24 protein-coding genes and 1 riboswitch are annotated in these 22431 nt (G+C 46.8%); of the genes, 9 read left to right on the top strand and 15 right to left on the bottom strand.

Annotation, left to right across the window (positions count from 1 at the left end; genetic code table 11):
• Nucleotides 1–27 precede the first annotated feature (27 nt).
• Genes OM978_RS02400 through OM978_RS02380 form a run of 5 tightly spaced genes read left to right on the top strand, consistent with a single transcriptional unit; the run spans nt 28 to nt 3395 of the window.
• On the top strand, nt 28–1479 hold the full coding sequence (locus tag OM978_RS02400; RefSeq protein WP_233007497.1) for an RNA polymerase factor sigma-54: 1452 nt from the start codon (nt 28–30) through the stop codon (nt 1477–1479).
• A gap of 25 nt (nt 1480–1504) precedes the next feature.
• A complete protein-coding gene (gene hpf / locus OM978_RS02395) occupies nt 1505–1792 on the top strand; it encodes a ribosome hibernation promoting factor (protein ID WP_264345272.1) in 288 nt (95 codons plus the stop codon).
• A gap of 25 nt (nt 1793–1817) precedes the next feature.
• On the top strand, nt 1818–2273 hold the full coding sequence (gene ptsN / locus OM978_RS02390) for a PTS IIA-like nitrogen regulatory protein PtsN (RefSeq protein ID WP_264345270.1): 456 nt from the start codon (nt 1818–1820) through the stop codon (nt 2271–2273).
• On the top strand, nt 2270–3127 hold the full coding sequence (rapZ, locus tag OM978_RS02385) for an RNase adapter RapZ (RefSeq protein ID WP_053425809.1): 858 nt from the start codon (nt 2270–2272) through the stop codon (nt 3125–3127). The genes ptsN and rapZ overlap by 4 nt, the downstream gene beginning before the upstream one ends.
• Complete coding sequence (locus OM978_RS02380) at nt 3117–3395, top strand: HPr family phosphocarrier protein (RefSeq protein WP_264345268.1); 279 nt, start codon at nt 3117–3119, stop codon at nt 3393–3395. The genes rapZ and OM978_RS02380 overlap by 11 nt, the downstream gene beginning before the upstream one ends.
• A 21-nt stretch (nt 3396–3416) precedes the next feature.
• Here OM978_RS02380 and OM978_RS02375 read toward each other — a convergent pair whose 3' ends face one another.
• The 7 genes from OM978_RS02375 to nhaB all read right to left on the bottom strand — a co-directional run bounded on the left by OM978_RS02375 (nt 3417) and on the right by nhaB (nt 11008).
• Nucleotides 3417–3749 carry a Na+/H+ antiporter subunit G gene (locus OM978_RS02375; RefSeq protein ID WP_264345266.1) on the bottom strand — a complete coding sequence of 111 codons (333 nt, stop codon included), beginning with the start codon at nt 3747–3749 and terminating at the stop codon, nt 3417–3419.
• Nucleotides 3750–3759: 10 nt separating this feature from the next.
• The gene (locus tag OM978_RS02370; RefSeq protein WP_233007492.1) at nt 3760–4029 is read right to left on the bottom strand and encodes a K+/H+ antiporter subunit F; all 270 of its coding nucleotides are present in this window, start codon (nt 4027–4029) and stop codon (nt 3760–3762) included.
• A complete protein-coding gene (locus OM978_RS02365; protein ID WP_264345262.1) occupies nt 4029–4538 on the bottom strand; it encodes a Na+/H+ antiporter subunit E in 510 nt (169 codons plus the stop codon). The genes OM978_RS02370 and OM978_RS02365 overlap by 1 nt, the downstream gene beginning before the upstream one ends.
• Nucleotides 4538–6028 (bottom strand): monovalent cation/H+ antiporter subunit D, encoded by a 1491-nt coding sequence (locus tag OM978_RS02360; RefSeq protein WP_264345260.1) that lies wholly within the window; start codon nt 6026–6028, stop codon nt 4538–4540. Before OM978_RS02360 ends, OM978_RS02365 begins: the two co-directional genes overlap by 1 nt.
• On the bottom strand, nt 6025–6381 hold the full coding sequence (locus tag OM978_RS02355) for a Na+/H+ antiporter subunit C (protein ID WP_264345258.1): 357 nt from the start codon (nt 6379–6381) through the stop codon (nt 6025–6027). Before OM978_RS02355 ends, OM978_RS02360 begins: the two co-directional genes overlap by 4 nt.
• A complete protein-coding gene (locus OM978_RS02350) occupies nt 6381–9179 on the bottom strand; it encodes a monovalent cation/H+ antiporter subunit A (protein ID WP_264345256.1) in 2799 nt (932 codons plus the stop codon). Before OM978_RS02350 ends, OM978_RS02355 begins: the two co-directional genes overlap by 1 nt.
• A 239-nt stretch (nt 9180–9418) precedes the next feature.
• On the bottom strand, nt 9419–11008 hold the full coding sequence (nhaB, locus tag OM978_RS02345; RefSeq protein ID WP_264345254.1) for a sodium/proton antiporter NhaB: 1590 nt from the start codon (nt 11006–11008) through the stop codon (nt 9419–9421).
• Nucleotides 11009–11426: 418 nt separating this feature from the next.
• On the opposite strand from nhaB, the gene OM978_RS02340 reads away from it, so the two are divergent.
• Nucleotides 11427–11609, top strand: coding sequence for a helix-turn-helix domain-containing protein (locus OM978_RS02340; protein WP_233007487.1), 183 nt, complete (start codon nt 11427–11429; stop codon nt 11607–11609).
• A gap of 4 nt (nt 11610–11613) precedes the next feature.
• Here the strand turns inward: OM978_RS02340 and OM978_RS02335 are convergent, their stop codons facing one another.
• The 5 genes from OM978_RS02335 to mgtE form a co-directional block, all read right to left on the bottom strand.
• Nucleotides 11614–12507, bottom strand: a complete 894-nt coding sequence (locus OM978_RS02335) for a phosphotransferase (protein WP_264345251.1) — start codon at nt 12505–12507, stop codon at nt 11614–11616.
• Entirely contained in the window at nt 12462–13088 is a 627-nt protein-coding gene (pnuC, locus tag OM978_RS02330) for a nicotinamide riboside transporter PnuC (RefSeq protein WP_264345250.1), read from the bottom strand. Before pnuC ends, OM978_RS02335 begins: the two co-directional genes overlap by 46 nt.
• On the bottom strand, nt 13085–13333 hold the full coding sequence (locus tag OM978_RS02325; RefSeq protein WP_046520436.1) for a YkoF family thiamine/hydroxymethylpyrimidine-binding protein: 249 nt from the start codon (nt 13331–13333) through the stop codon (nt 13085–13087). The genes pnuC and OM978_RS02325 overlap by 4 nt, the downstream gene beginning before the upstream one ends.
• A gap of 20 nt (nt 13334–13353) precedes the next feature.
• Entirely contained in the window at nt 13354–15444 is a 2091-nt protein-coding gene (locus OM978_RS02320; RefSeq protein WP_264345247.1) for a TonB-dependent receptor, read from the bottom strand.
• Nucleotides 15445–15487: 43 nt separating this feature from the next.
• Nucleotides 15488–15587, bottom strand: a riboswitch (TPP riboswitch).
• A gap of 71 nt (nt 15588–15658) precedes the next feature.
• Complete coding sequence (mgtE, locus tag OM978_RS02315; RefSeq protein WP_264345245.1) at nt 15659–17008, bottom strand: magnesium transporter; 1350 nt, start codon at nt 17006–17008, stop codon at nt 15659–15661.
• A 283-nt stretch (nt 17009–17291) separates the two neighbouring features.
• Between mgtE and OM978_RS02310 the strand changes: the two genes are divergently transcribed.
• The 3 genes from OM978_RS02310 to OM978_RS02300 all read left to right on the top strand — a co-directional run bounded on the left by OM978_RS02310 (nt 17292) and on the right by OM978_RS02300 (nt 20706).
• Nucleotides 17292–18107, top strand: a complete 816-nt coding sequence (locus tag OM978_RS02310) for a DUF432 domain-containing protein (RefSeq protein WP_264345243.1) — start codon at nt 17292–17294, stop codon at nt 18105–18107.
• Complete coding sequence (locus tag OM978_RS02305) at nt 18104–18961, top strand: mechanosensitive ion channel family protein (protein ID WP_264345241.1); 858 nt, start codon at nt 18104–18106, stop codon at nt 18959–18961. The genes OM978_RS02310 and OM978_RS02305 overlap by 4 nt, the downstream gene beginning before the upstream one ends.
• 98 nt (nt 18962–19059) lie before the next feature.
• The gene (locus OM978_RS02300; RefSeq protein WP_264345239.1) at nt 19060–20706 is read left to right on the top strand and encodes a BamA/TamA family outer membrane protein; all 1647 of its coding nucleotides are present in this window, start codon (nt 19060–19062) and stop codon (nt 20704–20706) included.
• Here the strand turns inward: OM978_RS02300 and mutM are convergent.
• The 3 genes from mutM to rpmG all read right to left on the bottom strand — a co-directional run bounded on the left by mutM (nt 20703) and on the right by rpmG (nt 22429).
• Nucleotides 20703–21518: a bifunctional DNA-formamidopyrimidine glycosylase/DNA-(apurinic or apyrimidinic site) lyase gene (gene mutM, locus OM978_RS02295; RefSeq protein WP_264345237.1), complete on the bottom strand. Its 816-nt coding sequence runs from the start codon at nt 21516–21518 to the stop codon at nt 20703–20705. The genes OM978_RS02300 and mutM overlap by 4 nt on opposite strands.
• Nucleotides 21519–21525: 7 nt before the next feature.
• Nucleotides 21526–21996: a hypothetical protein gene (locus OM978_RS02290; protein WP_264345235.1), complete on the bottom strand. Its 471-nt coding sequence runs from the start codon at nt 21994–21996 to the stop codon at nt 21526–21528.
• 277 nt (nt 21997–22273) lie between these two features.
• Nucleotides 22274–22429: a 50S ribosomal protein L33 gene (gene rpmG / locus OM978_RS02285; protein WP_008219722.1), complete on the bottom strand. Its 156-nt coding sequence runs from the start codon at nt 22427–22429 to the stop codon at nt 22274–22276.
• Nucleotides 22430–22431: the final 2 nt, after the last annotated feature.

Raw genomic sequence — 22431 nt, 5'->3', positions numbered from 1 at the left:
CAACTTCGTCTTGGTCAGCAGCTCACAATGACTCCGCAATTGCAGCAAGCAATTAAACTGCTGCAATTGTCTACTATTGAACTGCAACAGGAAATTCAGGAAGCACTGGATGCCAATCCATTGCTGGAAGCTGAAGATGACTATGCAGTGTTTCAGGAACCGTCCTCTAAAGACTTAAATCACGGTGCCGAGTTTGACGCCCCCGACTACGACAGCAGCCATGATGAGCATTACGAACCCGAGGTAAAGGACAGCAGCGAAGCAATGTCCGAGCAAAATATCAAAGAAGACTTACCGCTGGACAACCATTGGGATGATTTAGTCAGCGCAGCTCCTGTAGCCGGTGCCAATAACTTCAATGGCGATGAAGACACTGTATTTCAGGGTGAAACCAGCGAAACACTACAAGATTATTTACGTTGGCAAATGCAGCTGACCCCTTTCTCAGACACAGACCGTACCATTGCTGAAATCATTATCGAAGCTATAGACGAAAATGGTTTGCTGACCATAGACGCAGAAGAAATTCTGGAATCTCTTGGCATGCCCGATGTAGAAGCCGATGAAGTTGAAGCTGTGATCAAACGTATTCAGTTATTCGACCCTGTAGGTGTAGGTGCACGCACTATTCAGGAGTGCTTATTGGTGCAGTTACGCCAATTTGACCCTAAAACTCCCTATCTGGCTGAAACAAGGCATATTATTAAAGAATATACTGACTTTTTAGCCAACAGAGATTTCCGTTCTCTGATGCGTGTGACTAAACTCAAAGAAGACGACTTAAAAGAAGTGATGCGGCTTATTCACAGCCTGAACCCACGACCAGGGGCAGATGTGATTCGACAAGAGCAGTCCTATGTGATCCCGGATGTGTCGGTCGCTAAAATCAAAGGACGCTGGATGGTTGAGTTAAATCCTGATGCAATGCCAAAGATCAGAATTAACGAGCAATATGCCGCCATGTCACGTAATGCCCGTAACGCATCCGATGGCCAGTTTATTCGTTCTCACTTGCAGGAAGCCAAGTGGTTTTTAAAGAGCCTGGAAAGCCGCAACGAAACTTTATTGAAAGTGGCCAACTGCATAGTACAGCAGCAACAGGCCTTTTTTGAGCACGGTGAAGAAGCCATGAAACCCATGGTGTTAAACGATGTCGCTGAAATGGTGGGAATGCATGAATCAACAATTTCCCGAGTGACCACACAAAAATATATGCACACTCCCAGAGGAATATTTGAACTTAAGTTCTTTTTCTCCAGTCATGTAAGTACAGAGAGTGGCGGTGAATGTTCATCCACCGCGATCCGCGCCTTTATAAAAAAATTGGTGGCGGCGGAAAATCCTGCCAAACCTTTAAGTGATAGCAGGATGGCAGAAATACTGTCAGAACAAGGGATTAATGTCGCACGGCGGACCATTGCCAAGTATCGTGAAGCCTTGTTTATTCCACCGTCTAATCAGCGCAAGAGCTTGCTTTAACAGCTCTACTAAGAAGGAAGAGTCTATGCAAATCAACTTAACTGGTCGTCATGTAGAAATCACTGAAGCACTGAGAGAGTACGTCGATAGCAAATTTTCCAAACTTGAACGTCATTTTGATCATATTAATAATGTACATGTAGTGCTGAACGTGGAAAAATTGAAGCAGATTGCAGAGGCTAAGATACACCTCAACGGAGGTGAAGTATTCGCTGTATCGGAAGACGAAAATATGTACGCTGCGATAGACCAGCTGATTGACAAACTGGATCGCCAAGTTATTAAACATAAAGAGAAAATTTCTCGTCATTGATTCTGAAACTATGAACCTGAGCTCAATGTTATCGGAGGACTGCACCAAGAGTGCGGTCCTTTTTAATAGTAAAAAACGCATTCTGGAATACATAGCTGAACTGGCACATCAGCGTTTACCGGAAGTTCCTGAGTACAACATACTCGAAGCCCTGATGAGCCGTGAGAAACTCGGTTCCACAGGTATTGGCGGCGGTATTGCTATTCCTCATGGCAAACTGAAAACAGTCACCACCCCCCTGCTGGTGTTTGTGGTCAGCAAAGATCCGATACAATTTGATGCTATTGATAACCAGGCCGTGGATATTTTTTGTGCCATCCTGATCCCGGAAAATCAATGCCAGACGCATTTATCTACCCTGTCCGGCATAGCACGTATGCTCAGCCAGAAAGACTTCACCAAGAAAATCCGCCACAGTGCCAGCAGCCACGATTTATACCAGTTGCTGATGGTTGGAGCTGAACAGGTGATGGCAAAATGAAGTTACTGGTCGTCAGTGGTCGATCGGGTTCGGGCAAATCTGTTGCCCTGCGCGTCATGGAAGACCTTGGTTATTATTGTGTAGATAACATCCCGGTTAATTTACTGCCGACTTTAGCCAATGCGGTGATGGGTCAATATGAACGGGTCGCCGTCAGTATCGATGTGCGCAACTTGCCACAAGACCCGGATGAGCTGACCGATATTCTGTCGTACCTGCCGCACAAAGTTGATCTGACCATTCTTTACCTCGACGCCGACCATACCAGTTTAATTAAACGCTTCAGCGAAACCCGTCGCTTGCATCCGCTATCACACCAGGCCATGTCGCTGGATGAAGCCATACAGCGCGAACAGCAGCTGCTGGACCCCATCTCCAGCCGTGCAGATTTATACCTAGATACCACAGAGCTGAACGTACATCAGCTGGCTGAACAGCTGCGGGAGCGTATCCTGGGGCAGAAAACCGGTCGTCTGGTGATCTTGTTCGAATCCTTTGGTTTTAAATACGGTATTCCCAAAGATGCCGACTATGTATTTGATGCGCGCTTTTTGCCGAATCCACATTGGGAACCCGAACTGAAAATCCTGACGGGACTGGATAAACCTGTACAAAACTACCTGTCGTCACAGGCGGTAGTGGCTCAGTATATCTGGCAAATTAATCAGTTTATTGGCACCTGGTTACCCCATTTAGAACGCAATAACCGCAGTTACCTGACCATTGCCATAGGCTGTACTGGTGGGCAGCACCGTTCAGTTTATATCGCAGAATCTTTGGCTGAAAGTTACCGTTTACAGCGCGAAGATGTACAAATCCGTCACCGCGAATTGGTAAGACATCATGGCCGATAAACTTCAACAAACAGTCACTATAGTCAATCAACTGGGCTTACACGCCAGAGCGGCGACCAAACTGGTGCAGTTATGCCGTCAGTTTGATGCCAAAATTGAATTACAACAGGAAGGCCAGACTGCAGATGCCAGCAGTGTGCTTGCATTATTGATGCTGGCAAGCAGCAAAGGTAAAACTCTGGAAGTTTGCACTGAAGGTGCTCAGGCGCAAGAAGCGCTGATTGCTGTGGTGGCTTTGATTGAAAACGGTTTTGACGAAGAAAACTAATAGGCCCTACTGCAGATCTCACTAAAGATCTGCTTTTTGTTGTCCTGATGTTTGTCTGGCACTATCCAGTTTTAAATGCAAAGCCGCTTTAATCAGCATATGGGCCGTAATAGGCGCTGTAATAAATAAAAACAACGCGATAAGCAGCTGCTGCAAACTCAGCTCGCCTTTGACAAAGTTAAAATAAGCCATAGAAGCCAACACCAAAGCCCCCAAACCTAAGGTTGTAGCTTTGGTCGGGCCATGCAAACGGGTATAGAAGTCCGGTAGTTTCACCAGTGCTACCGAGCCCATTAAAACAAACAACGAACCCGCCACAGCCAAGAGTGCCACCAGCCATTCAGTCATGCTCATCTGTTACTCCCTATTCAATGATATCGCCGCGCAGCAAAAACTTACATACAGCCACTGTACTGACAAAACCCAGCATCGCGATCAGTAACGCCACTTCAAAATTTAAACTGGTGCCAAGATAAATCCCGTACAACAGCAGCAGCGCTATGCTATTGATATACATAGTGTCCAGTGCCAATAAACGATCCACCACTGAAGGTCCGCGAATAGCAGCATATAAATTCAGCACCAGCGCCACACCCACCACTACAAAACAGCCTTGCAGTATTAAAGTCAGCATTAAAATATCTCCTTTAATGGTGCTTCATAACGTTGTTTCACCTGCTCAATCAGTTGTGCTTCATCCGCTAAATCCAGTACATGCAGTAGCAAAAAACGTTGCTCTGCACCTTCAGCATTGAGCGGTAGCACATCAGCACTGACTGTACCCGGTGTTAAAGATACTGTGCTGGCCAGAATAGTAATGGCCAGATTATCTGTTAAATCCAGCGGCACCAGCACAAAAGCGGGTCGCAGTTTTTTGTTAGGACCAAGCACCAGCCGGATAACCTGCAGGTTAGCAACGACTATATCCCACAGCACCATAAGGCCATAAGTGAGAGCTGCACCAGGCTTTTTGATACCTGGTTGGATCAGGCGGAATTTATGGATAAGTAAAGGGATCAACCAGGCCAACAACAGGCCAAAAAACAGATGGATCAGAGCCACACTGTTATTCAGTAATAACCAGACCAGAAACAAAAACAGGCTACGGACAGGGGTTGGCCACCAGTTCTTCAAAGATAACATCAGAAGGCTCCCGGATTTAGCTTAGCAATTTGCTGTAACTGCACAGCTGCGGCCTGACACCAGGTCGTTAATGGTCCGGCAAACAGACTCAACAAAGGGCTTGCTGCGACCAGCAACAGTAAAGCGCTGGTACGGCGGCGTCCAGCCAGACGAGCTTCAACATCTGAGCCAGACACCTGCCAGAACAGAATGCTACCCGCTCTGCTCAAGGCAATCAGCAACACCACACTGCTGCCTAATAAAAAGGACCAGTACCACAACATGGCGCTACCTTGCGGCACAGCCTGCAGCAGTAATAGCTTGCCGATAAAACCAGAAAAAGGAGGCATGCCTACAATACTCAGCGCCACGACAATAAAAGCAGTGCCAAGTAACACAGGCTGAGCGATTTTGCGGCCGTTCACCAGCCGATCGCCCGCTTTGCCACGCTGGTTAGAAATCAAATCAGCGAGTAAAAACAAAGCAGCAGTAGCCAGTGTTGAGTGCACCAGATAATACAACAACGCCTGTACGGACTCTGGTGTGCCTAAAGATAAAATAGCGACCAAGGCTCCTACAGATACGATCACCAGATAGCTGGCCATTTTGCGTAAGTCTTCACTGGCCAAGACTCCCAACACGCCCATCACTATGGTCAGTAAGCCTGTCCACCACAACACAGGGAACACCCAACTGGCAACAAAACCTGCATCCTGCAGCACCATAGCAAAAACACGTAATAAGCTATAAATACCCACTTTAGTCATAATGGCAAACAAGGCCGCCACAGCAGGTGAGGCGGAAGAATACGCATTGCCTAACCAAAAATGCAAAGGCATTACAGCTGCCTTTAAGCCAAACACCACCAACAGCAGTGCGACAGCAGCCTGTAATAATTGAAGTTGAGTGTCAGACAAGGTCGCCACTTTGGTGCCTAAATCCAGCATATTTAAGGTGCCTGTAGCGCCATAAATCAGCGCCAACGCAAACAAAAACAACGCTGAACCAACCAGATTTAACACCACATAATGCACAGCTGCTTTAGTTTTGGCTTTACCGCCGCCATGGATCAGCAGGGAATAAGAGGCAATCAACAGCACTTCAAAAAATACAAAAAGGTTAAACAAGTCGGCTGTTAAAAAGGCGCCGTTGATACCCATCAACTGGAAATGTAATAAGGCGTGGAAAAAAGGACCGTTTTCATCTTCACCACTGCTGGCATATAAACTGGCAGCTAACGCCAAAACAGAGGTCAGACACAACATCAGACTACTGACCTGATCCAGCAATAAGCTGATGCCAAAAGGCGCAGGCCAGTTGCCCAGTTGATAGAGTTGGGCCGGGCCATCCGTGCTTTGCATCACCAACAGTACACTTAACAGCACCAACACCGCAGAACCGCCGACACTTAAGCAACGGCGCAGTAACAGGTTCTGATCAAAAGGCGGCAGCATAGTCAGCAAAGCCACCAGCAAAGGCCAGAGAATGGGCAGTATAATCAGGTGGTTCATGACGAAGCCCCTTGCCGGGTATTTTTCGCCACCGGCAATTTACCGTCCACATGATCATTACCTAAGTCGGCGCGGGCCCTGATGGACAACACCACCAAAAAGGCGGTCATCGCAAAACCAATGACTATGGCAGTTAATACCAATGCCTGCGGCAAAGGGTCGGCATACTCCTCTGTGGCTTTAAGCACAGCACCAGCCCCCATCTTTAAGCCACCACTGGCAAAAATGAATAAATTCACGGCGTAAGACAACATGGTCAGCCCCAGCATCACGGCAAAAGTTCTGGCTCGTAAAATCAAAAACACAGCGCTACAGGTTAAAACCCCTATGATGATTGCAAGCAGTAATTCCATTAGTTTTGCCCCTCATGCACAGGTCTGTGATCTGTAGTCATTTTGCCCAGATTGGCCAAAATCATCAGCGTAGACCCCACTACTGTCAGATAAACCCCTAAATCAAAAGCGATGGCGCTGGCCAGCTCAATTTCGCCTAAAAGCGGTAACTGGAAGTAATCAAACCAGGAGGTTAAAAAAGGTCGCTCAAATAGCCAGCTGGCGGCGCCTGTCAGGGCGGAAATCAGTACACCAGCGGCAACCAGCCTGTGGTACTCCAGAGTGAGTCGCTGTTTTACCCAATCCACGCCTTGAGCCACATACTGCAAAATAATAGCGATAGCCGTAATTAAACCCGCCACAAATCCACCGCCTGGTAAGTTGTGACCACGGAAAAAGATATAAACCGATACCAGCAGCGCCAAAGGCAATAAGGCCTGTGACACCACAGCCAGCAGCATAGGATGTTTATCCAGCGCCCATTGCCGCCCTTCGGCATCTGAACTGGGTTTAAATAAAGGCAAACGGGTTAATAACTTGAAGATGCCTAAAGCGGCAATACCCAATACGGTAATTTCGCCCAAGGTATCAAAACCACGGAAGTCGACCAGAATCACATTGACGACGTTATAACCGCCGCCGCCCGTTTTGGCATTAGCCAGGAAAAAGTCGGAGATGCGTTGCTGCGGTTCCAGCATCATGGCGTAACTTAAACTGCCAATCACCACACCACAGACAGAGGCTATAGCACCATCACGAATAAGCCGGCCAGCATTGGATGCTCTGCTGATTTTATGCGGCAGGAAAAACAGCGCCAACATCAGCAGTACTATGGTCACCACTTCAACAGACAATTGAGTTAACGCCAGATCCGGTGCTGAAAAACGCACAAAAATCAGCGTTACAACCAAACCCACGACGGAAATCATCACCAAGGCCAATAAACGCTGACGCTGACACAAGACGGTTGCAAAAGCGGCGATGATAGTGACCAGCACAGCAGTTAACATCAGTCCATCTATAGGTAACATAGTGTTATGTCGCGTAAACTGGCCCATTTGCTGGAGTGGCCAAATCAGCAGAACTATAACAATCAGGAACATCCACAACAAATAGCGTTGCAATTCAGAAGACTCAAACTTCTGGTGCCACTGTTGTGCTGCAGTTAATAAAGCTTTTATCTTCTGCTCAAAGAGTTGCAAAGGATTCAGCTCGGGCAACTCGGCCTGGAAACGAAATAAGTGTTTGCGATTCAAGTACAACAAAATACCTAAAGTCATCGCCATCACACTCATCAGCAGTGGCAGGTTCACGCCATGCCAAATCGACAAACTGTATTCAGGTAAAGGCCCACCCAGCGCTGCACTGGATGCAACGGCCAATAAATCCCCCACTATGTACTGCGGAGCTAAACCCACCAGAATACAAAGTGCCACTAAGATTTCGACCGGAACCCGCATATAACGAGGAGGTTCATGTGGAGTGCGGGGTAAGCCTTTCGGCTGGCCATTAAAAAATACGTCATGGATAAAGCGGGCTGAATAAGCCACAGATAAAGTGGCGGCCAAAGTCGCTAATACAGGGATCAACCAGGACAAAGCGCCCAATACGTCTTGATGCAAAGTTTCGGCAAAAAACATCTCTTTGGACAGGAAGCCATTGAGTAAAGGCACACCAGCCATAGACGCAGAGGCCACCATAGCGAGCGTGGCTGTTACCGGCATAAATTGCCAGAGGCCGTTCAGTTTTCGCATATCCCGCGAACCGGATTCATGGTCGATAATACCGGCGGCCATAAACAACGAAGCTTTAAAAATAGCGTGATTGATAATATGGAAAATTGCCGCCACTGTTGCTAAGTCTGTGTCTAAGCCAAGCAACAAGGTAATCAGGCCTAAATGACTGATGGTCGAATAGGCCAGCAGGCCTTTTAAATCGTGCTGGAACAAGGCGAGATAAGCTCCGACCAACAGTGTCGTCATACCGGTAATAGTGACCAATAAAAACCATAAATCTGAGCCAGCTAATAACGGATACATCCGCGCCAGCAAAAAAATACCGGCTTTAACCATAGTGGCTGAATGCAAATAAGCACTGACTGGGGTCGGCGCCGACATCGCATTAGGTAACCAGAAATGAAACGGGAACTGGGCCGATTTAGTAAATGCACCTAACAGCACCAGAATTAAAATTACCGGATACAAGCTGTGCTGCTGCAACATAGCAGCTTGAGATAACACTACATCCAGCTCAAAACTTCCCAGCACCTGGCCAATCAATAAAATACCGGCCAATAAAGCCAAACCACCAAAGCCTGTGATGGTTAACGCCATACGGGCCCCTACCCTCGCATCCGCTCTGTGCCACCAAAAACTAATCAATAAGAAGGAGCTGATACTGGTTAGCTCCCAAAATACCCACAGCTGTATCAGATTATTCGACAACACTATGCCAAGCATGGCCGTCATAAACAGCATTAAAAAGCCGTAGAAACGTGCCATCGAATCTTTAGCCGCCAGATAATAACGGGCGTATAAGATCACCAGCAAACCAATGCCCAGGATCAAAAATACAAACAGCAGTGATAACCCATCCAAACGGAAACTTAAGGACAAGCCCAAAGCTTCGACCCAGGGTAATTTATAAAATAAGGTTTCACCGGCAAACACGGCAGGCGCAAGGTGCAACACAAGAGCGAATGCAGCAGCAGGCAATATCGCTGTGGCTAAGGAGCTATAGCTACGGGACCAGCGCATCGTCAGCACTGGCACTAAGGAACCGAGTAAGGGGAATAAGACTAAAAACAGAAGTTCAATCATGGTCTTGCGTCCTCTTTGCAGGCTTAATGGCGTTCATTTTCATCGACAAAGAAAACGACCTAAGCGGTGTGGCAAGCAATCAACTTTTTTGCGCCAGACAGAGGGTGAAATACCCTGAAAAGTTTACATGCTGTACTTTATACCTTTCCGAACCAAGGCTGTCCAGACGTTCTGGTGGATGACAAGCTGAAGAGGGAAAAACAAAGGATCAGAGGAATAGCCCTCTGATCCATAACAACTTAGTGCCCTGTCGCTACTGCTGCGGCAGCCGCTGCGGCATCATAGTGATGGATCCAGCCTGCGGCATAAAGCCAATGTGTCACTTCAGGCAGCAAAAAGGTGGTGCTAAGTAAACCCACTATCGCCAACACTATAGTGTAAGGCACTGCCATCCAGACCATTTTCATATAGGACAAGCGGATTAACGGAGCCAGAGCACTGGTCAGCAGGAATAAAAATGCTGCTTGTCCATTAGGCGTGGCCACACTTGGCAGGTTGGTGCCGGCATTAATCGCAATAGCCAGCATTTCAAACTGTTCACGACTGATGGTGCCTGCTTCCCAGGCAGATTTCACTTCATTGATATAGACGGTACCGACAAACACATTATCACTGACCATGGATAACAAGCCATTGGCCATAAACAGCACTGCCATTTGTTTCTGACCATCAAAGGTCAAAACAAAATCAATCACAGGTTTAAATAAATGCTGGTCGATTATTACGGCCACTACGGCAAAAAACACCACCAGTAAAGAGGTAAAAGGTAAGGCTTCCTGAAAGGCTTTACCTATCGCATGCTCTTCAGTCACGCCACAAAAAGTGGTCGCAAGAATAATCACCATTAGACCTATTAAGCCAACTGAAGCCAAATGCAGACTTAAACAAATAACCAGCAAAATAGCGATAATACTCTGAACCCATAATTTACTGACATCAGATGCCGTCATACGTTCGGTCTGATAATTATCATAAGCAATCAATACATCCTGCACTGCTACAGGTAAACGTACGCCAAAATCGAATAAACGGAATTTTTCCAGTACTATAGTCGTTAATAATCCAGCAATCAGCACAGGTATACTGACCGCAGCCATACGTAAGGCAAACTCGCTAAACCCCCAACCAACAGCTTCAGCAATAATCAGATTTTGTGGCTCACCGACCATAGTGGACACGCCACCTAAGGCCGTGCCGACACCAGCATGCATCAGCAGGTTACGTAAAAAGCCACGAAACGCATCTAAATCCGCACGGGATAATTCGGCAACGTCACAATCTTCATTATGGTTGTGTGGATCAGGGAATTTTTTGCCAGAGGATATTTTGTGGTAAATCGCATAAAAGCCTATGCCTACAGCAATAATCACAGCGACTACTGTTAATGCATCTAAAAAGGCAGATAAAAACGCGGCCATACAGACAAAAGCTAAAGATAAATTGGTTTTTGAACGCACGCGGATCAACAACTTGGTAAAGACAAACAACAGCAAGTCTTTAACAAAGTGAATACCTGCCACCATAAAGACCAGCAGCAAAATCACTTCGATATTCACTTCAATTTCGTGCATCACCTTAGTGGTACTGGTCATGCCCATCACTATGGCCTGCAACACCAACAAGCCACCAGGCTGTAATGGATAACATTTTAATGCCATCGCCAGAGTGAAAATAAACTCAACTACTAAAGCCCAACCCGCTATATAGGGGTTTTGCAAAAACAAAATGGGGTTAATAAAAAGAAAAGCGATGATACTTAGTTTGTACCAGTTTGGCGCCTGCCCGAGAAAGTTATTGTACAAGGCCAAAGCCATGCCTGATGGTTTCATAGTGTTTACCCAAATTCGAATTGTTGCGTGTTGGATTTATGTTTTGTTATTTACCATAGTTCAATTCTGTGTAAAGGTGATGACAATTAGCACAGAAATTATCAGGTAGTTCAGTTTGTTATACCTAGCACACCTGTTTTTGTCCAGACAGATTACAGCGTCGATGAGACAAGAGGAATAAATAAAAGACCAGCACCAGAGTCATCACTTCATTTTGCTAAAAACCAGTTTTTGCTGATGAAAACAGGATGTAACCGGCATAAAGCCAAGAAAAAAACAAAAAAACACAAAATTCACAGCCTACTGAGTTGTCACTCTGCAAAAAAGTGAGTAAAACATCTGTGCTTGTTTGAACTTTATTCACAAAAACAAAAATATCAGCTTAACTTAATTGAAGTAATTACTGCAGGAACTCATTATGGCAATACTCAACGTTGCACAAGTCGCCGCCTTTTTAGGCATTCAGGAGATCCGCGTCGAGCGCTTGGCTCGCGAAAATCTGCTGGTGGCCAATGGTAAGGATGAACAAGGCAAACCTGTGTTTGATGAGGAAGATGTAAAACGCTACAAGATTCTGGCCGAGCGATTAGGCGGGCTTTAACCTTCTAGCTCTGAACAAGCCGCAGTAAAAGCTGGTAACAGTCTGCTGCGGCTTGTTTGTATCTGGGATCCTGATTTTCTAATTCTTCCTGCCAGTACCATAACCAACAAAAACCTGAATACACCACTTTAGCCAAAGCTACTTTTTCCATTAACTGCACACTGCAGGATGCGCCCCTGGAAGCTCTGTAACTATCAAGCAGTTGCTGTTGTTCTGTGTCCGATAAATCAAACTGTACTATCAACGCTACTAAATCAAAGACCACGTCCGCTAACTGGCAGTATTCAAAATCAATCAGCCATAACTTTTGCTGCCACAGCAACATATTCTGCGCATGCAAATCCATATGACACAAACCAATATCAGCCTGAAAATACTGCAGATCACGAGCTGCAGTTATTAAAGGTGACCAGATTTTTTCCGCTTCAGCAGTCCAGTGAGGTTCCAGCTGCTTTTTCAATTGTTGTAAGTAAAGCCAAGGGTCAAGCACAGCAGTTTGCACAGGCAACTGATGTAAAGTCGCCAGTTTTTGGGCTAATGCCGGAAGGTTCTTTCGAATGTAGGCAGCCGAAGGTGGCAAAGCCTCAGGTAAAAATTCAGTGATCAGCATCCGCTGATGATTGTTCAGACACAAAGGCGCTGGCGCCAGTCCAGCAGCGGCTGCAGCATGCTGACAACGTAACTCCTGTTGTCGGCACACTCCTAATACGGACGGACCATAATGCCGTAACACGTAATGCCCTCTGTCGGTTTGCACCTGATAGGAGCTGGTTCTTTTGCCTTGTGTCAGTTGCTTGAGCAGCACAGGCTTGTGATCAGCAAAAAACTCCAGCTGCTGGCATAAATGCCAGATCACACGGGATGGGTCTGCTGTTGTTGCTGATAGCTGCTGCGCCATACAAAAAATCCGATCAGGGCAATAATGGTATAGAGTACAAAAAGTGCCGTCGTAAAATACAGATGTTTTTGTATATAAACATAAATACAGATGGCATCGATCACCACCCAGTACAACCAGTTCGACACCACTTTGCGAGCGACCAGATAAGTGGTCATCACACTAAAGGCCGTGGTTTGTGCATCTATGTAGGCAAAATCAGCATGAGTGTACTGGTCCATCAGATAACCTAATATCAGCCCAGCTATAGCTGTGCCACCAATTAAGTTCAGATGAGTACTGGCTGACCACTCGGTCATACCGGACTGCCCTGCTGGTAATTGCTGTTTCTGCTGACGCCAGCTGTACCAGCCATACAACGCCATACCGGCATAATACAGCTGCAGCAACGCATCGGATAACAGTGCTGAATGCCACATAATATGGGTATATAACAGAGTGCTGAGCAAAGCAGCTGGCCAGCACCATAAACTTTGCCGCATCGCCAGCAACACATAAGCCAGCGCTGACAAAGTCGCAGCCAGTTCCAGCTGAGTCAAGGTTTGCCAGCCGCTAAACAGCTGCCACCAGGATTCCGTCATGGTCGCAAATCACCGTGTAGAAACTTCACCACAAACACCACTTTGCCATAGGTTTCAAAAGACCAGCGAATGCCTTGCTGCAACAACGCCATCACTTCGTCGTAATCACCAAAGACTTGCGTACTCAGCGTATTGGTGATCACCAGCACGTTAGGGTTAGTATTTAACAGTTCAATAAAACCTTTGATAGGCTCAATGTAATCACTGGTGAGTGGGTACTTACTGATTTCAATAGATAATTTCATCACTATTCCTTAAATCATGCTTAAAACTGGTAGCTGGCGGTCACACCTATACGGCGTGGTTCACCCAATTGTTCATAGGTATGAGGCTCGTAGCCGTCACGCGGGTCATTACCAAAGTAAAAGCCCCGTACACCGAAGTCTTCATCCAGCGCATTGCGGCTCCAGAGCGCCAGTTGCAGATCATCCCACTGATACTGCAGGCGTAAATTCACTAAGTGCATTTGCTCTGAACGGGAATCGTGACTGTCGGAGTAATAAAACGCTGCTTTGCTCTGAACGCCCAGATTAAAACTCAAATCAGAGGTCAGTAACCACTCACTGTTAATACTGTATTGATACTTTGGCGCATGAGCCTGATCGCGGCCCGTCTTATCTACGCCCTCTTCCGTGACAAAACCACGGATTTCACTATCAAGCCAGGCCGCATTGGCAAACAAAGTCCAACTATCCGTCAGTTGAACCCGACTTTCCACTTCCAGGCCCTGATTACGGCCAGATGCTGCGTTATCAATAAAACCAATAAAGGACTGGTCACGGGTGACCCAACTATTGACCTGCATCTCATCACGCCACATGGCAAATAAAGCCACACGACTGACGATCTTCTGATCAGCAGAACTGGCTTTGACACCAAACTCGGCATTCCATAAAGTTTCAGGCGAAAAATTGGCTTTGCTGTTTAAATAATCTGCCAGCTCATCCAGACCACTGCCCTGCGCTTTGCCAAGGGCTTCACCATTAACGCCACCTGCTTTGTAACCTCGTGAACCCAACAGATACAAGCTGGCTGAATCCGTCACCGCTAAACTTAAACTCAGTTTGCCGCCCCACATCAGTTCGTCGTTTTGCTGAGCAATGCCATTGCTGTCACTATATTCGTCGTCATAACGTTCAGCGCGGGCGCCAGAGGTTAAACTCCAGCCATCACCTAAATCGCTGGTCCACTCTCCAAATAACGCCAGGTTTTGACGTTTAAAATCACTGAAAAACTGCGCAGCCTGCCATAAATCCCAGTTCCAGAATTGACGTTCTAAATCAGTTTGCTGACCACTGGCATACCAGCCGGCAACCCAATTCGCCTGATCTTTGCCTAAAAAGCGTTGCTCCAGACTCCACTGATCACGCTGCCGTAAATATCTGTCTGTAGTCGCGTAGCCATCAGGGTGAATACCTTCATAACTCCAGTCTTCATCAAAGCCATAGTCGGTATCGGCAGTCAGGCCACTGAGTTGCGTGTAGACATTAGCCCAACTTAAGCCCTGGTAATCGGCTTTAATAGCTAAAGCACGGCTTTGCTGTTCATCTTGCCCTGGTTTATCCGATAAGGTTGTGCGGTTGCGATCTAAAGAAAACACATCGTAACCATTATTGATATCGCGGTAATGACCAATAAAGTCCAGCGTCAGATCGGCTGTCGCCAGATAACGCAAGGCAGCACGGGCTGAGGTTTCGTCGATATTGTTGGTATCGTCACGATTTAAAAAGCTGTTATCGATAAAACCGTCTGAACTCTGGTGATCAGCAGCTACACGATAAGCCCACTGCTGGTTGATCGCATTGCTGTAAGCACCGCTTAGTTGGTAGCTATCGTAGTTGGCCACAGTGGTACTTAACTGGCCTTCGCCTTCAAAGCTGGGAGCATTAGAAGTCAAATTCAGCATACCAGCCATCGCATTGGCGCCAAAGCGGGTGGCTTCAGGGCCGCGGAATATCTCCACTTGCTGCACATCAGCCAAAGAGCTGACCCCTAAAGCTGAATAATCAATGCCATCAATCAGCACACCAACCGATGGATTGATGTTGTCGACAAACTCACTGCGCTCGCCTATACCACGAATTTGTAAAAAACGGCCACGGGACGCGCCAGCTGAAAAGTTCACGTTGGCGGCTTGTTGCAACAAGTCATCTAAATGCTGGGCGTTCTGACGGCTGATATCCTGCTGACTCAACACCAGAATACTGCCAGGCAGTTTTTGTAACTGCTGCTGCCGGAAATCGCCTTGCACCAGAATACGCTCTACAGCCTGTTCGGACGCAGGATTTTCTTCAGCACCAACAGTTGTGGATAAGGCGGCCAGGATGGCCAGGGATAAACAAGAAACTCGAGACATATGATTCTACTCCATATCGAAAAGTAGGATCACCAAAGCAAAAGGAATACAGAAGTACCATCCCTCCGCCGGTATGATCCGGATCAGGTTCGAAGGGTTCGCGTTTGACGGCGTCTCAGCTAAAAGCACCCCTTGGTTCGCGGCGGAGTGTAACGGCTTTTTTTCAGACAGGCAATTGCCAGATCTGCAACTTAATGCAGATCTGGCTTACGAATTAAACCAAAGCAGGTAAATACCAGCTGGCAATAGAGAAATAAATCACGACGCCAGCCACATCGGCGATAGAGGTGATCAGAGGTCCACTGGCGGTTGCCGGGTCCATACCAAAACGGCTGAGTAAAAAGGGTAAAGATAAGCCCACTAAACTGCCAACCAATACCACTATCATCATAGTGGCAGCGACCACCAGCGCTATATCCAGCCCACCACGCCAGTACCCCAGCGCATACACAGCAACAGCCATAGTGATCCCTAATAAACCGGCCACCAGCACTTCTTTACCGAGCATCTTGCCCCAGTGGCGTAATTTGATATCGCCAGTGGCTAAAGCCCGCACCATCAAAGTACCAGCCTGAGCACCGGCATTACCGCTGCTGGCAATCAATAATGGCAGGAAAAATAACAAGGCTATATGTTCAGAAATAATGTGCTCAAAAGCAGCTAAACCAGCGCCTGAGAAAATATTGCCAAATACCAGCACCACCAGCCACACCACACGTTTGCGATATAACAGACTGATTTTGGCATCTCTGACACTGCCTTCCAGCTTGCCGATAGTGGCAGTTTTGTGAAAATCTTCAGTAGCTTCGGCAGCTGCTACGTCCATCGCGTCATCGTGTGTGACAATACCGACTAACTGCCCTTGCGCATTGACCACAGGAATAGCAATTAAGTCGTACTTAGCAACCAATGACGCCACTTCTTCCTGTGCTGTATCAACATGAACATGAATAGGATCGTGTTTCATCACGTCATCGACCAGCGCATAAGCTGGCGCCAGAATCAGCTCACGTAACGACAAAGCGCCAATCAAAATACGCTCCTGATCCACCACATAAGACAGGTAAATGGTTTCTTTATCAGGCGCTTCGTTTCTCAACACTTCAATAGCTTGAGTAGCGGTTAAGTCCGGCGACAACATGGCGTAATCCGAACTCATAATGGCGCCGGCCGTGCCTTCTGAATAAGCCGACAAGCTTAATACATCGTCACGCTCGGCCTGGGCTAAAGCGGGTAACAAAGCTTGTTTTTGCGCGTCAGACAATTTATTGAATAAATCGGCCCGTTCATCAGACGACATTTGACGAATCACAGGAGTAAAATCCTGACGACTGACGTTATGCGCCAGTTCAACCTGCTGATCTTCAGGTAAATAGCTAAATACTTCGGCTTGTGTGCTTAATGGGAAACATCTTAATAGTTGCCACTGATGTTCAGTGGAAAATTCAACCAAAGCGCCAGCTAAATCGGCTGCGTGAGTATCAGCCAAACGAATATGTAATACAGAGAAATCACCGCTCTCCAGAGCAGCACGTAATGTATGGATCAGAACTAAGGGTTCCATGTTTTCACCTCGAACTACGGGCCGTAGTCGCAAGGTTCAGACAAACCAGCGGTCTACAGCAAAACTACAGGGTTAAGTTGTATGTCAGGCCAGGCCTATGACTGGGTACGTCCATAAAAACGGAACTCTCCTATACAAATGGGCAGGAATATCAGCTTAACTTATTGCTGACACAGCGAAAAACGAGCATCATTTTACTCCTGTAACCACTTAACCTCAACTTAATAGCGGCAGAAGTGCAGGATTTTACTCAGGCTGCACCCGAACGTCACAAGGACAGAATATGTTTGCCGAAAATAAGGCGCTTTGGTGGCAACCTCAAACGCTGTTAAATGAACAATGCTGCAAAATTCAGTTGGGGCCTTTGCTGATCTTTTTACAACGTAAAGCAGGAGAATGGCGTTTTGCGACAGAACTGCTGACGCAAGCAGAACATCAGGAGCTGGAATCTCAATTGCTGCCGCAATGGCCACAACATCGCCTGGCCAGCCGTTTTGTATTTGAAAACGAGCCGCTGCAGTTTTGCCTGAAGCCTGTGCTGGCCGATCGGCCTGTGGTGGTTAAAACGCATCAGCCTGTTTATGTGCCGCCAGGTGAACAAGTCACCTTTTACATCAGTAGTCCTGTCAGTATACGTGTTGAATTACAACAGCCTGATTTAATGCTGCAGGAAGTGCAAAGCCAGCGCTTATCCGACACCTGGTTTGGTCCCAATACCCAGGTAGGCGAACTCTGTTATGCAGATAAGACTCAGGCCAGACACAGCAAAGAAGAACTGCCCAGACGGGTGCATAAAGCCGTTACCCCTGTCACAGTAAAAAATAACTCCAGCCAGATGATGAGTATTGAAAAACTCAGTTTGCCTGTGCCTTACTTATCTTTGTATGGCCTGGCTGATGGCAGTTTGTGGACAGATCAGGTGCTGCTGGATCATCAGGACGACGCGGAACTGAGTCGACTGCAAATCAGTAAAAAAATGCCTGCAGGCTCAGATGGTGCAGAGCGTTTAGCCAAGCCACGTTTGTATATGGAAAAACATGGTCTGTTCCGCGCCTTCAGTGATTTATTTGCTCATGCAGCAAGCAGAGGTTCTTTATGATTGACCTGGTGATTAACTACTTAGATTCCGATAAGTTTTTCTCTTTGCTGCAAGCCGGCCTGTTGTTTATTGTCGGCTTTTTAGCCGCCAGTTTATTATCACGTGCTATCTACAAGGTATGCTTAAAACGTTTTAGCCCTCATCATGCCAGCTTAAGTCGTCGCCTGGTGTACTGGCTGGTGTTGGCCTTGTTTATTGCCAGCGGTTTAAAACAGTTAGGCTTTAACTTAGGCGTATTACTCGGCGCTGCCGGGGTGCTGTCTGTCGCTATCGGCTTTGCGTCTCAAACCTCAGTGTCGAACCTGATCAGCGGTTTGTTTTTAATAGGCGAGCGGCCTTTTCAGATTGGCGATACCATTCAGGTCGGAAACACCACAGGCGAAATTCTGTCCATCGATCTGCTTTCCATTAAATTGCGTACCTTTGATAACCTTTTTGTACGTATTCCCAACGAAAGCCTGATAAAAACCGAAGTCACCAACTTAACCCGCTTTCCTATCCGTAGATTGGATCTAAAAATTGGCGTAGCCTATAAAGAAAATATCAGTCAGGTCCGGCAAGTATTGCTGCAAGTTGCTGAACAAAATCCGCTAAGTCTGGATGAACCAGTTCCTGTATTTCAGTTTTTAAGTTTTGCCGAGTCGTCACTGGATTTGCAGTTTTCTGTCTGGACCAGAAAAGAAAACTACAGAGAACTGCGCACCTCGTTACTGGAAGAAATTAAGCTGGCCTTTGACCAACAAGGCATTGACCTGCCGTTTCCACAGCGGGAGCTAAGCCTGAGCCAGAGTACTTTGGCTTTATTGCGCCATGAGCAACAGCAAAAAATCCAAGGGGTGACGGACAAGGCCTGAAAGATGATCTGAGCCTTTTTCCTGCCTTCTGCGGAAAATTGTGTCATGATAAAAACCAATCAACAAGAATGGATGTTGTAGTGTTGAGAATGCCGAAGATGTACAGCCTTAGTTTACTGAAGCCGCTAACAGCAGCTGTAGCAGTATTATTGCTTAGTCTAAGTAACACAACTCAGGCCTCAGAGTTGTGTTCTTCGGTGGAAAATAAAGCTGATTTTAGTGCCTATCAGGGACAAACTATTAAAGAAGTACGTTTTGTCCGCAACGATGTATTTGATTTAGAACAGCCCAATACCTACTGGTTCCACCGCTTCGCCAACCGCACTCATATGATCACCACTGAAGCCACATTACGGGAAGATGTGTTATTTAAAGCAGGCAATGCGCTGGATGCTGCCAGTCTGGCAGAAACTGAACGTTTGCTAAGAACACGGGGTTATTTGCGTAAAGTCGAAGTACGGGTCACTGAACAATGCCCGGATCAACAAGTGATAGTGACCATCACCAGTTGGGATAACTGGTCGCTTTTACCTAAAATATCAGCCAGTCGTGAAGGCGGGGAAAGTCGTTCCACTTTTGGTTTAGCCGAAGACAACCTGTTCGGATCGGGTAACCAAATCAACCTCGATTATGAACACGATAGCGAACGCACCAGCTACCTGCTGAATTTCAGTTCTCCTAATATGTTTGGCAGTCACTGGGGCTTAAATACCCGCTACGCTGACAAATCCGATGGTGAATCTTATTTAATTGCGGTCGAAAAACCTTTTTATCGCCTGAATGCCCCCTGGTCTTTTGCCCTGACTTTGGATCAGGACAGCGAGGATATTAACGAATACCTGCTGGGTGACGAAGCCAACGAATTTCAGAAACAAAAAAGGTTTTTTGATATTCAGGGTGGCTTGAAAGTATCTGCTGCTGATAACTGGGTACAACGTGTTTTTGTTGGCGCTACCCACAACGAAGTACAGTTTGAAGAAACACCGGACACCTTGTTTGGTACACCGGTAAAACGGGATTTGTCACAGTTTTGGCTGGCCTGGCAGTACTTGCAGTCAGATTACAGGCAGATGTTTAATATCTACCAATTTAACCGGGTAGAAGACATCAACTTAGGCTGGCAGGCTGATGTAAAACTGGCTTATCTTGCACCGATGCTGGGCGCTGACGACAAAGGCTGGCAAGTCACAGCGTCGGCCTATAAAGCCACAGAATTAACAGCAGATAACTATTTGCTGACCTCAGCCTCAGCCAGTCAGCTGGAACAGGCAGAACTCAGCCAAACCTTATTAAAAAGCCATATGCTGTGGATCCATAAGTTTGACCCGCAGCATAGTTTGGTTGGTCAGTTGACCTACCAATATGGCAATGATTTGTTTCGTGATGAGCGGTTGAGTTTAGGCGGTGACACTGGCCTGCGGGCTTTCCCTTTGTATTATCAAACAGGTGAACGTCTGGCGCTGGCCACAATGGAATACCGCTATTACAGCAACTTATCTATAGCGCAGATTTTTGATGTAGGTTACGCCACCTTTGCCGACATGGGCCGCACCTGGGGTGACAACCCGGATTTACCAGGCAGTTCGGGCGATCAGACCTTATATGGCATAGGTGCCGGCATACGTTTGCTATCGAGCCACAGCAGCCGCGGCACCATGATCCATATCGACCTGACCAAAGCTTATGGTGGCGATGACGATTTATCTGGCGTTGAATGGCGTGTACTGGCCAAACAGAGTTTCTAGTGTTCGCCCTGACAAGCCGGACAATAGACGGTGCTGCGCTGACCTAAACGTATTTCTTTTAATTCAGTCTGACAGCTGAAACACTCCTCGCCGCCACGGCCATAGACCAGGAGTTGCTGGGCAAAATAGCCCGGCTTGCCATCGGTTTGGCTGAAGTCTTTTAACGTAGTGCCACCTTGAGTAATAGCCTTCGCCAAAATTTGTTTCACCACTTGCACCAGCAGTTCAGCTTTTTCTGCGCTGAGTTGATTGGCCGGCATTTTTGGATGAATACCAGCCTGAAACAATGCTTCATTGGCATAGATATTCCCTACCCCAACCACCACATGATTGTCCATCAACACCAGTTTGATGGCGCTGCTGCGTTTTTGACAAGCGGCCAGCAACATAGCGGCATGGAAATCCCCCAGCAAAGGCTCTGGCCCTAAGTTCGCCATTAGGGTATGCATAGTGTCTTTCGGCTGCCACAGTACAGCACCGAAGCGTCTGGTATCGTTTAAACGCAGCATTAAGCCATTACTCAAATGAATATCTACATGGTCATGTTTCCCCGCAGGCGTCACTGCAGGTACTACTTTCAGATGGCCAGACATGCCAAGGTGAATAATCAATTCGCCGTCTGGCAAATGGATCAGCAGGTATTTAGCCCGTCGTGTCACATCAAGCACTGGTTGCTGGTTAATCTGCAGTACTTCATCCGGAATTAACCAGCGCAGCTGGCGTTGCCGTACTATCACTTTTTCGATACGTTGCTGCTGCAAATGCGGGCTAATACCTAAACGGGAAACTTCAACTTCTGGTAATTCTGGCATAACACCCTCAACGTAAAACGGCTGGAAATAATAAATCTGCCTGGCCAGATGGCAAGCGGTACCATAAATCAGCTTCAACAGCTTTTAACCAATAATACTCACCCGCCTGATACAACTGCCATTGCTGCTGCGCAGGTTTGCCAGTCAGCCAGACAGATACTTCAGTCACAAGCACTGGGTTAATAGGATCAAGAGGCGACTTTTCCGGCAAAGCAGCCTGTTGCCAGTGTTGCAACAAAACCGCCAACTGCTCTTCCGTCAGCGCCGCAGGCTGTGAACGCCAGTTTGGCCCTGCCCGCTCAATCTGATGCTGCGGAAAATGCAGAGCCAATAAAGTCTGGCTTGCAGAAATCAGTTGTGGCTGAGGCTCGTTACGCGCTTGTTTTAAGTATTCAGGTAAACCTACAAACAGGGCGACTAAAATCACCACTGTGTAAATCATGAAGTTATTCCAGCCTTTTTGACTTAAACGGATCATAAAGATAAAAACCGAGACAGAAGAAAAACAGCAGTGTAAACCAGAGACAGGCGGAACAACCAGAAAAACGTAACAGGAAAGAATTTACTGTAGATATAACAAAATCGTAAGGAACGATTTTCACTCACATCGTCCATGATGTTCGCCTTCGGCAGCTTACGCTTTGCAAAATAGCTGTCCTGCTATTTTGTGAACCATTTTACTTAATAGTTCTCGAGACGTTTTATACAGATGTAAAAACAAAAAACCCGACTTGCGTCGGGTTTTTTAAGTTCAATTACTTGATTTTCGCTTCTTTGAAAATCACGTGCTTACGCACTTTAGGATCGAACTTTTTGATTTCCATTTTTTCCGGCATGGTGCGTTTGTTCTTCGTAGTTGTATAGAAGAAGCCAGTACCAGCAGAAGAAACTAAACGAATTTTATCGCGCATAA

The organism is Rheinheimera sp. MM224, assembly GCF_947090785.1.
In the GTDB taxonomy this organism is placed as follows: domain Bacteria; phylum Pseudomonadota; class Gammaproteobacteria; order Enterobacterales; family Alteromonadaceae; genus Pararheinheimera.
This window is presented reverse-complemented; position numbering and strand designations above follow the sequence as displayed.

Excerpts from the sequence above, each read along its gene's own strand:
- OM978_RS02300 (WP_264345239.1), top strand. The coding sequence starts at position 19,060 with ATGTACAGCCTTAGTTTACTGAAGCCGCTAACAGCAGCTGTAGCAGTA.
- OM978_RS02325 (WP_046520436.1), bottom strand. The coding sequence starts at position 13,333 with ATGAAATTATCTATTGAAATCAGTAAGTACCCACTCACCAGTGATTAC.
- rpmG (WP_008219722.1), bottom strand. The coding sequence starts at position 22,429 with ATGCGCGATAAAATTCGTTTAGTTTCTTCTGCTGGTACTGGCTTCTTC.
- pnuC (WP_264345250.1), bottom strand. The coding sequence starts at position 13,088 with ATGACGGAATCCTGGTGGCAGCTGTTTAGCGGCTGGCAAACCTTGACT.
- OM978_RS02355 (WP_264345258.1), bottom strand. The coding sequence starts at position 6,381 with ATGGAATTACTGCTTGCAATCATCATAGGGGTTTTAACCTGTAGCGCT.
- OM978_RS02340 (WP_233007487.1), top strand. The coding sequence starts at position 11,427 with ATGGCAATACTCAACGTTGCACAAGTCGCCGCCTTTTTAGGCATTCAG.
- OM978_RS02310 (WP_264345243.1), top strand. The coding sequence starts at position 17,292 with ATGTTTGCCGAAAATAAGGCGCTTTGGTGGCAACCTCAAACGCTGTTA.
- OM978_RS02375 (WP_264345266.1), bottom strand. The coding sequence starts at position 3,749 with ATGAGCATGACTGAATGGCTGGTGGCACTCTTGGCTGTGGCGGGTTCG.
- OM978_RS02290 (WP_264345235.1), bottom strand. The coding sequence starts at position 21,996 with ATGATCCGTTTAAGTCAAAAAGGCTGGAATAACTTCATGATTTACACA.
- rapZ (WP_053425809.1), top strand. The coding sequence starts at position 2,270 with ATGAAGTTACTGGTCGTCAGTGGTCGATCGGGTTCGGGCAAATCTGTT.
- OM978_RS02400 (WP_233007497.1), top strand. The coding sequence starts at position 28 with ATGACTCCGCAATTGCAGCAAGCAATTAAACTGCTGCAATTGTCTACT.
- OM978_RS02320 (WP_264345247.1), bottom strand. The coding sequence starts at position 15,444 with ATGTCTCGAGTTTCTTGTTTATCCCTGGCCATCCTGGCCGCCTTATCC.
- OM978_RS02335 (WP_264345251.1), bottom strand. The coding sequence starts at position 12,507 with ATGGCGCAGCAGCTATCAGCAACAACAGCAGACCCATCCCGTGTGATC.
- OM978_RS02380 (WP_264345268.1), top strand. The coding sequence starts at position 3,117 with ATGGCCGATAAACTTCAACAAACAGTCACTATAGTCAATCAACTGGGC.
- mutM (WP_264345237.1), bottom strand. The coding sequence starts at position 21,518 with ATGCCAGAATTACCAGAAGTTGAAGTTTCCCGTTTAGGTATTAGCCCG.
- ptsN (WP_264345270.1), top strand. The coding sequence starts at position 1,818 with ATGTTATCGGAGGACTGCACCAAGAGTGCGGTCCTTTTTAATAGTAAA.
- hpf (WP_264345272.1), top strand. The coding sequence starts at position 1,505 with ATGCAAATCAACTTAACTGGTCGTCATGTAGAAATCACTGAAGCACTG.
- nhaB (WP_264345254.1), bottom strand. The coding sequence starts at position 11,008 with ATGAAACCATCAGGCATGGCTTTGGCCTTGTACAATAACTTTCTCGGG.
- OM978_RS02305 (WP_264345241.1), top strand. The coding sequence starts at position 18,104 with ATGATTGACCTGGTGATTAACTACTTAGATTCCGATAAGTTTTTCTCT.
- OM978_RS02370 (WP_233007492.1), bottom strand. The coding sequence starts at position 4,029 with ATGCTGACTTTAATACTGCAAGGCTGTTTTGTAGTGGTGGGTGTGGCG.
- OM978_RS02365 (WP_264345262.1), bottom strand. The coding sequence starts at position 4,538 with ATGTTATCTTTGAAGAACTGGTGGCCAACCCCTGTCCGTAGCCTGTTT.
- OM978_RS02360 (WP_264345260.1), bottom strand. The coding sequence starts at position 6,028 with ATGAACCACCTGATTATACTGCCCATTCTCTGGCCTTTGCTGGTGGCT.
- OM978_RS02350 (WP_264345256.1), bottom strand. The coding sequence starts at position 9,179 with ATGATTGAACTTCTGTTTTTAGTCTTATTCCCCTTACTCGGTTCCTTA.
- mgtE (WP_264345245.1), bottom strand. The coding sequence starts at position 17,008 with ATGGAACCCTTAGTTCTGATCCATACATTACGTGCTGCTCTGGAGAGC.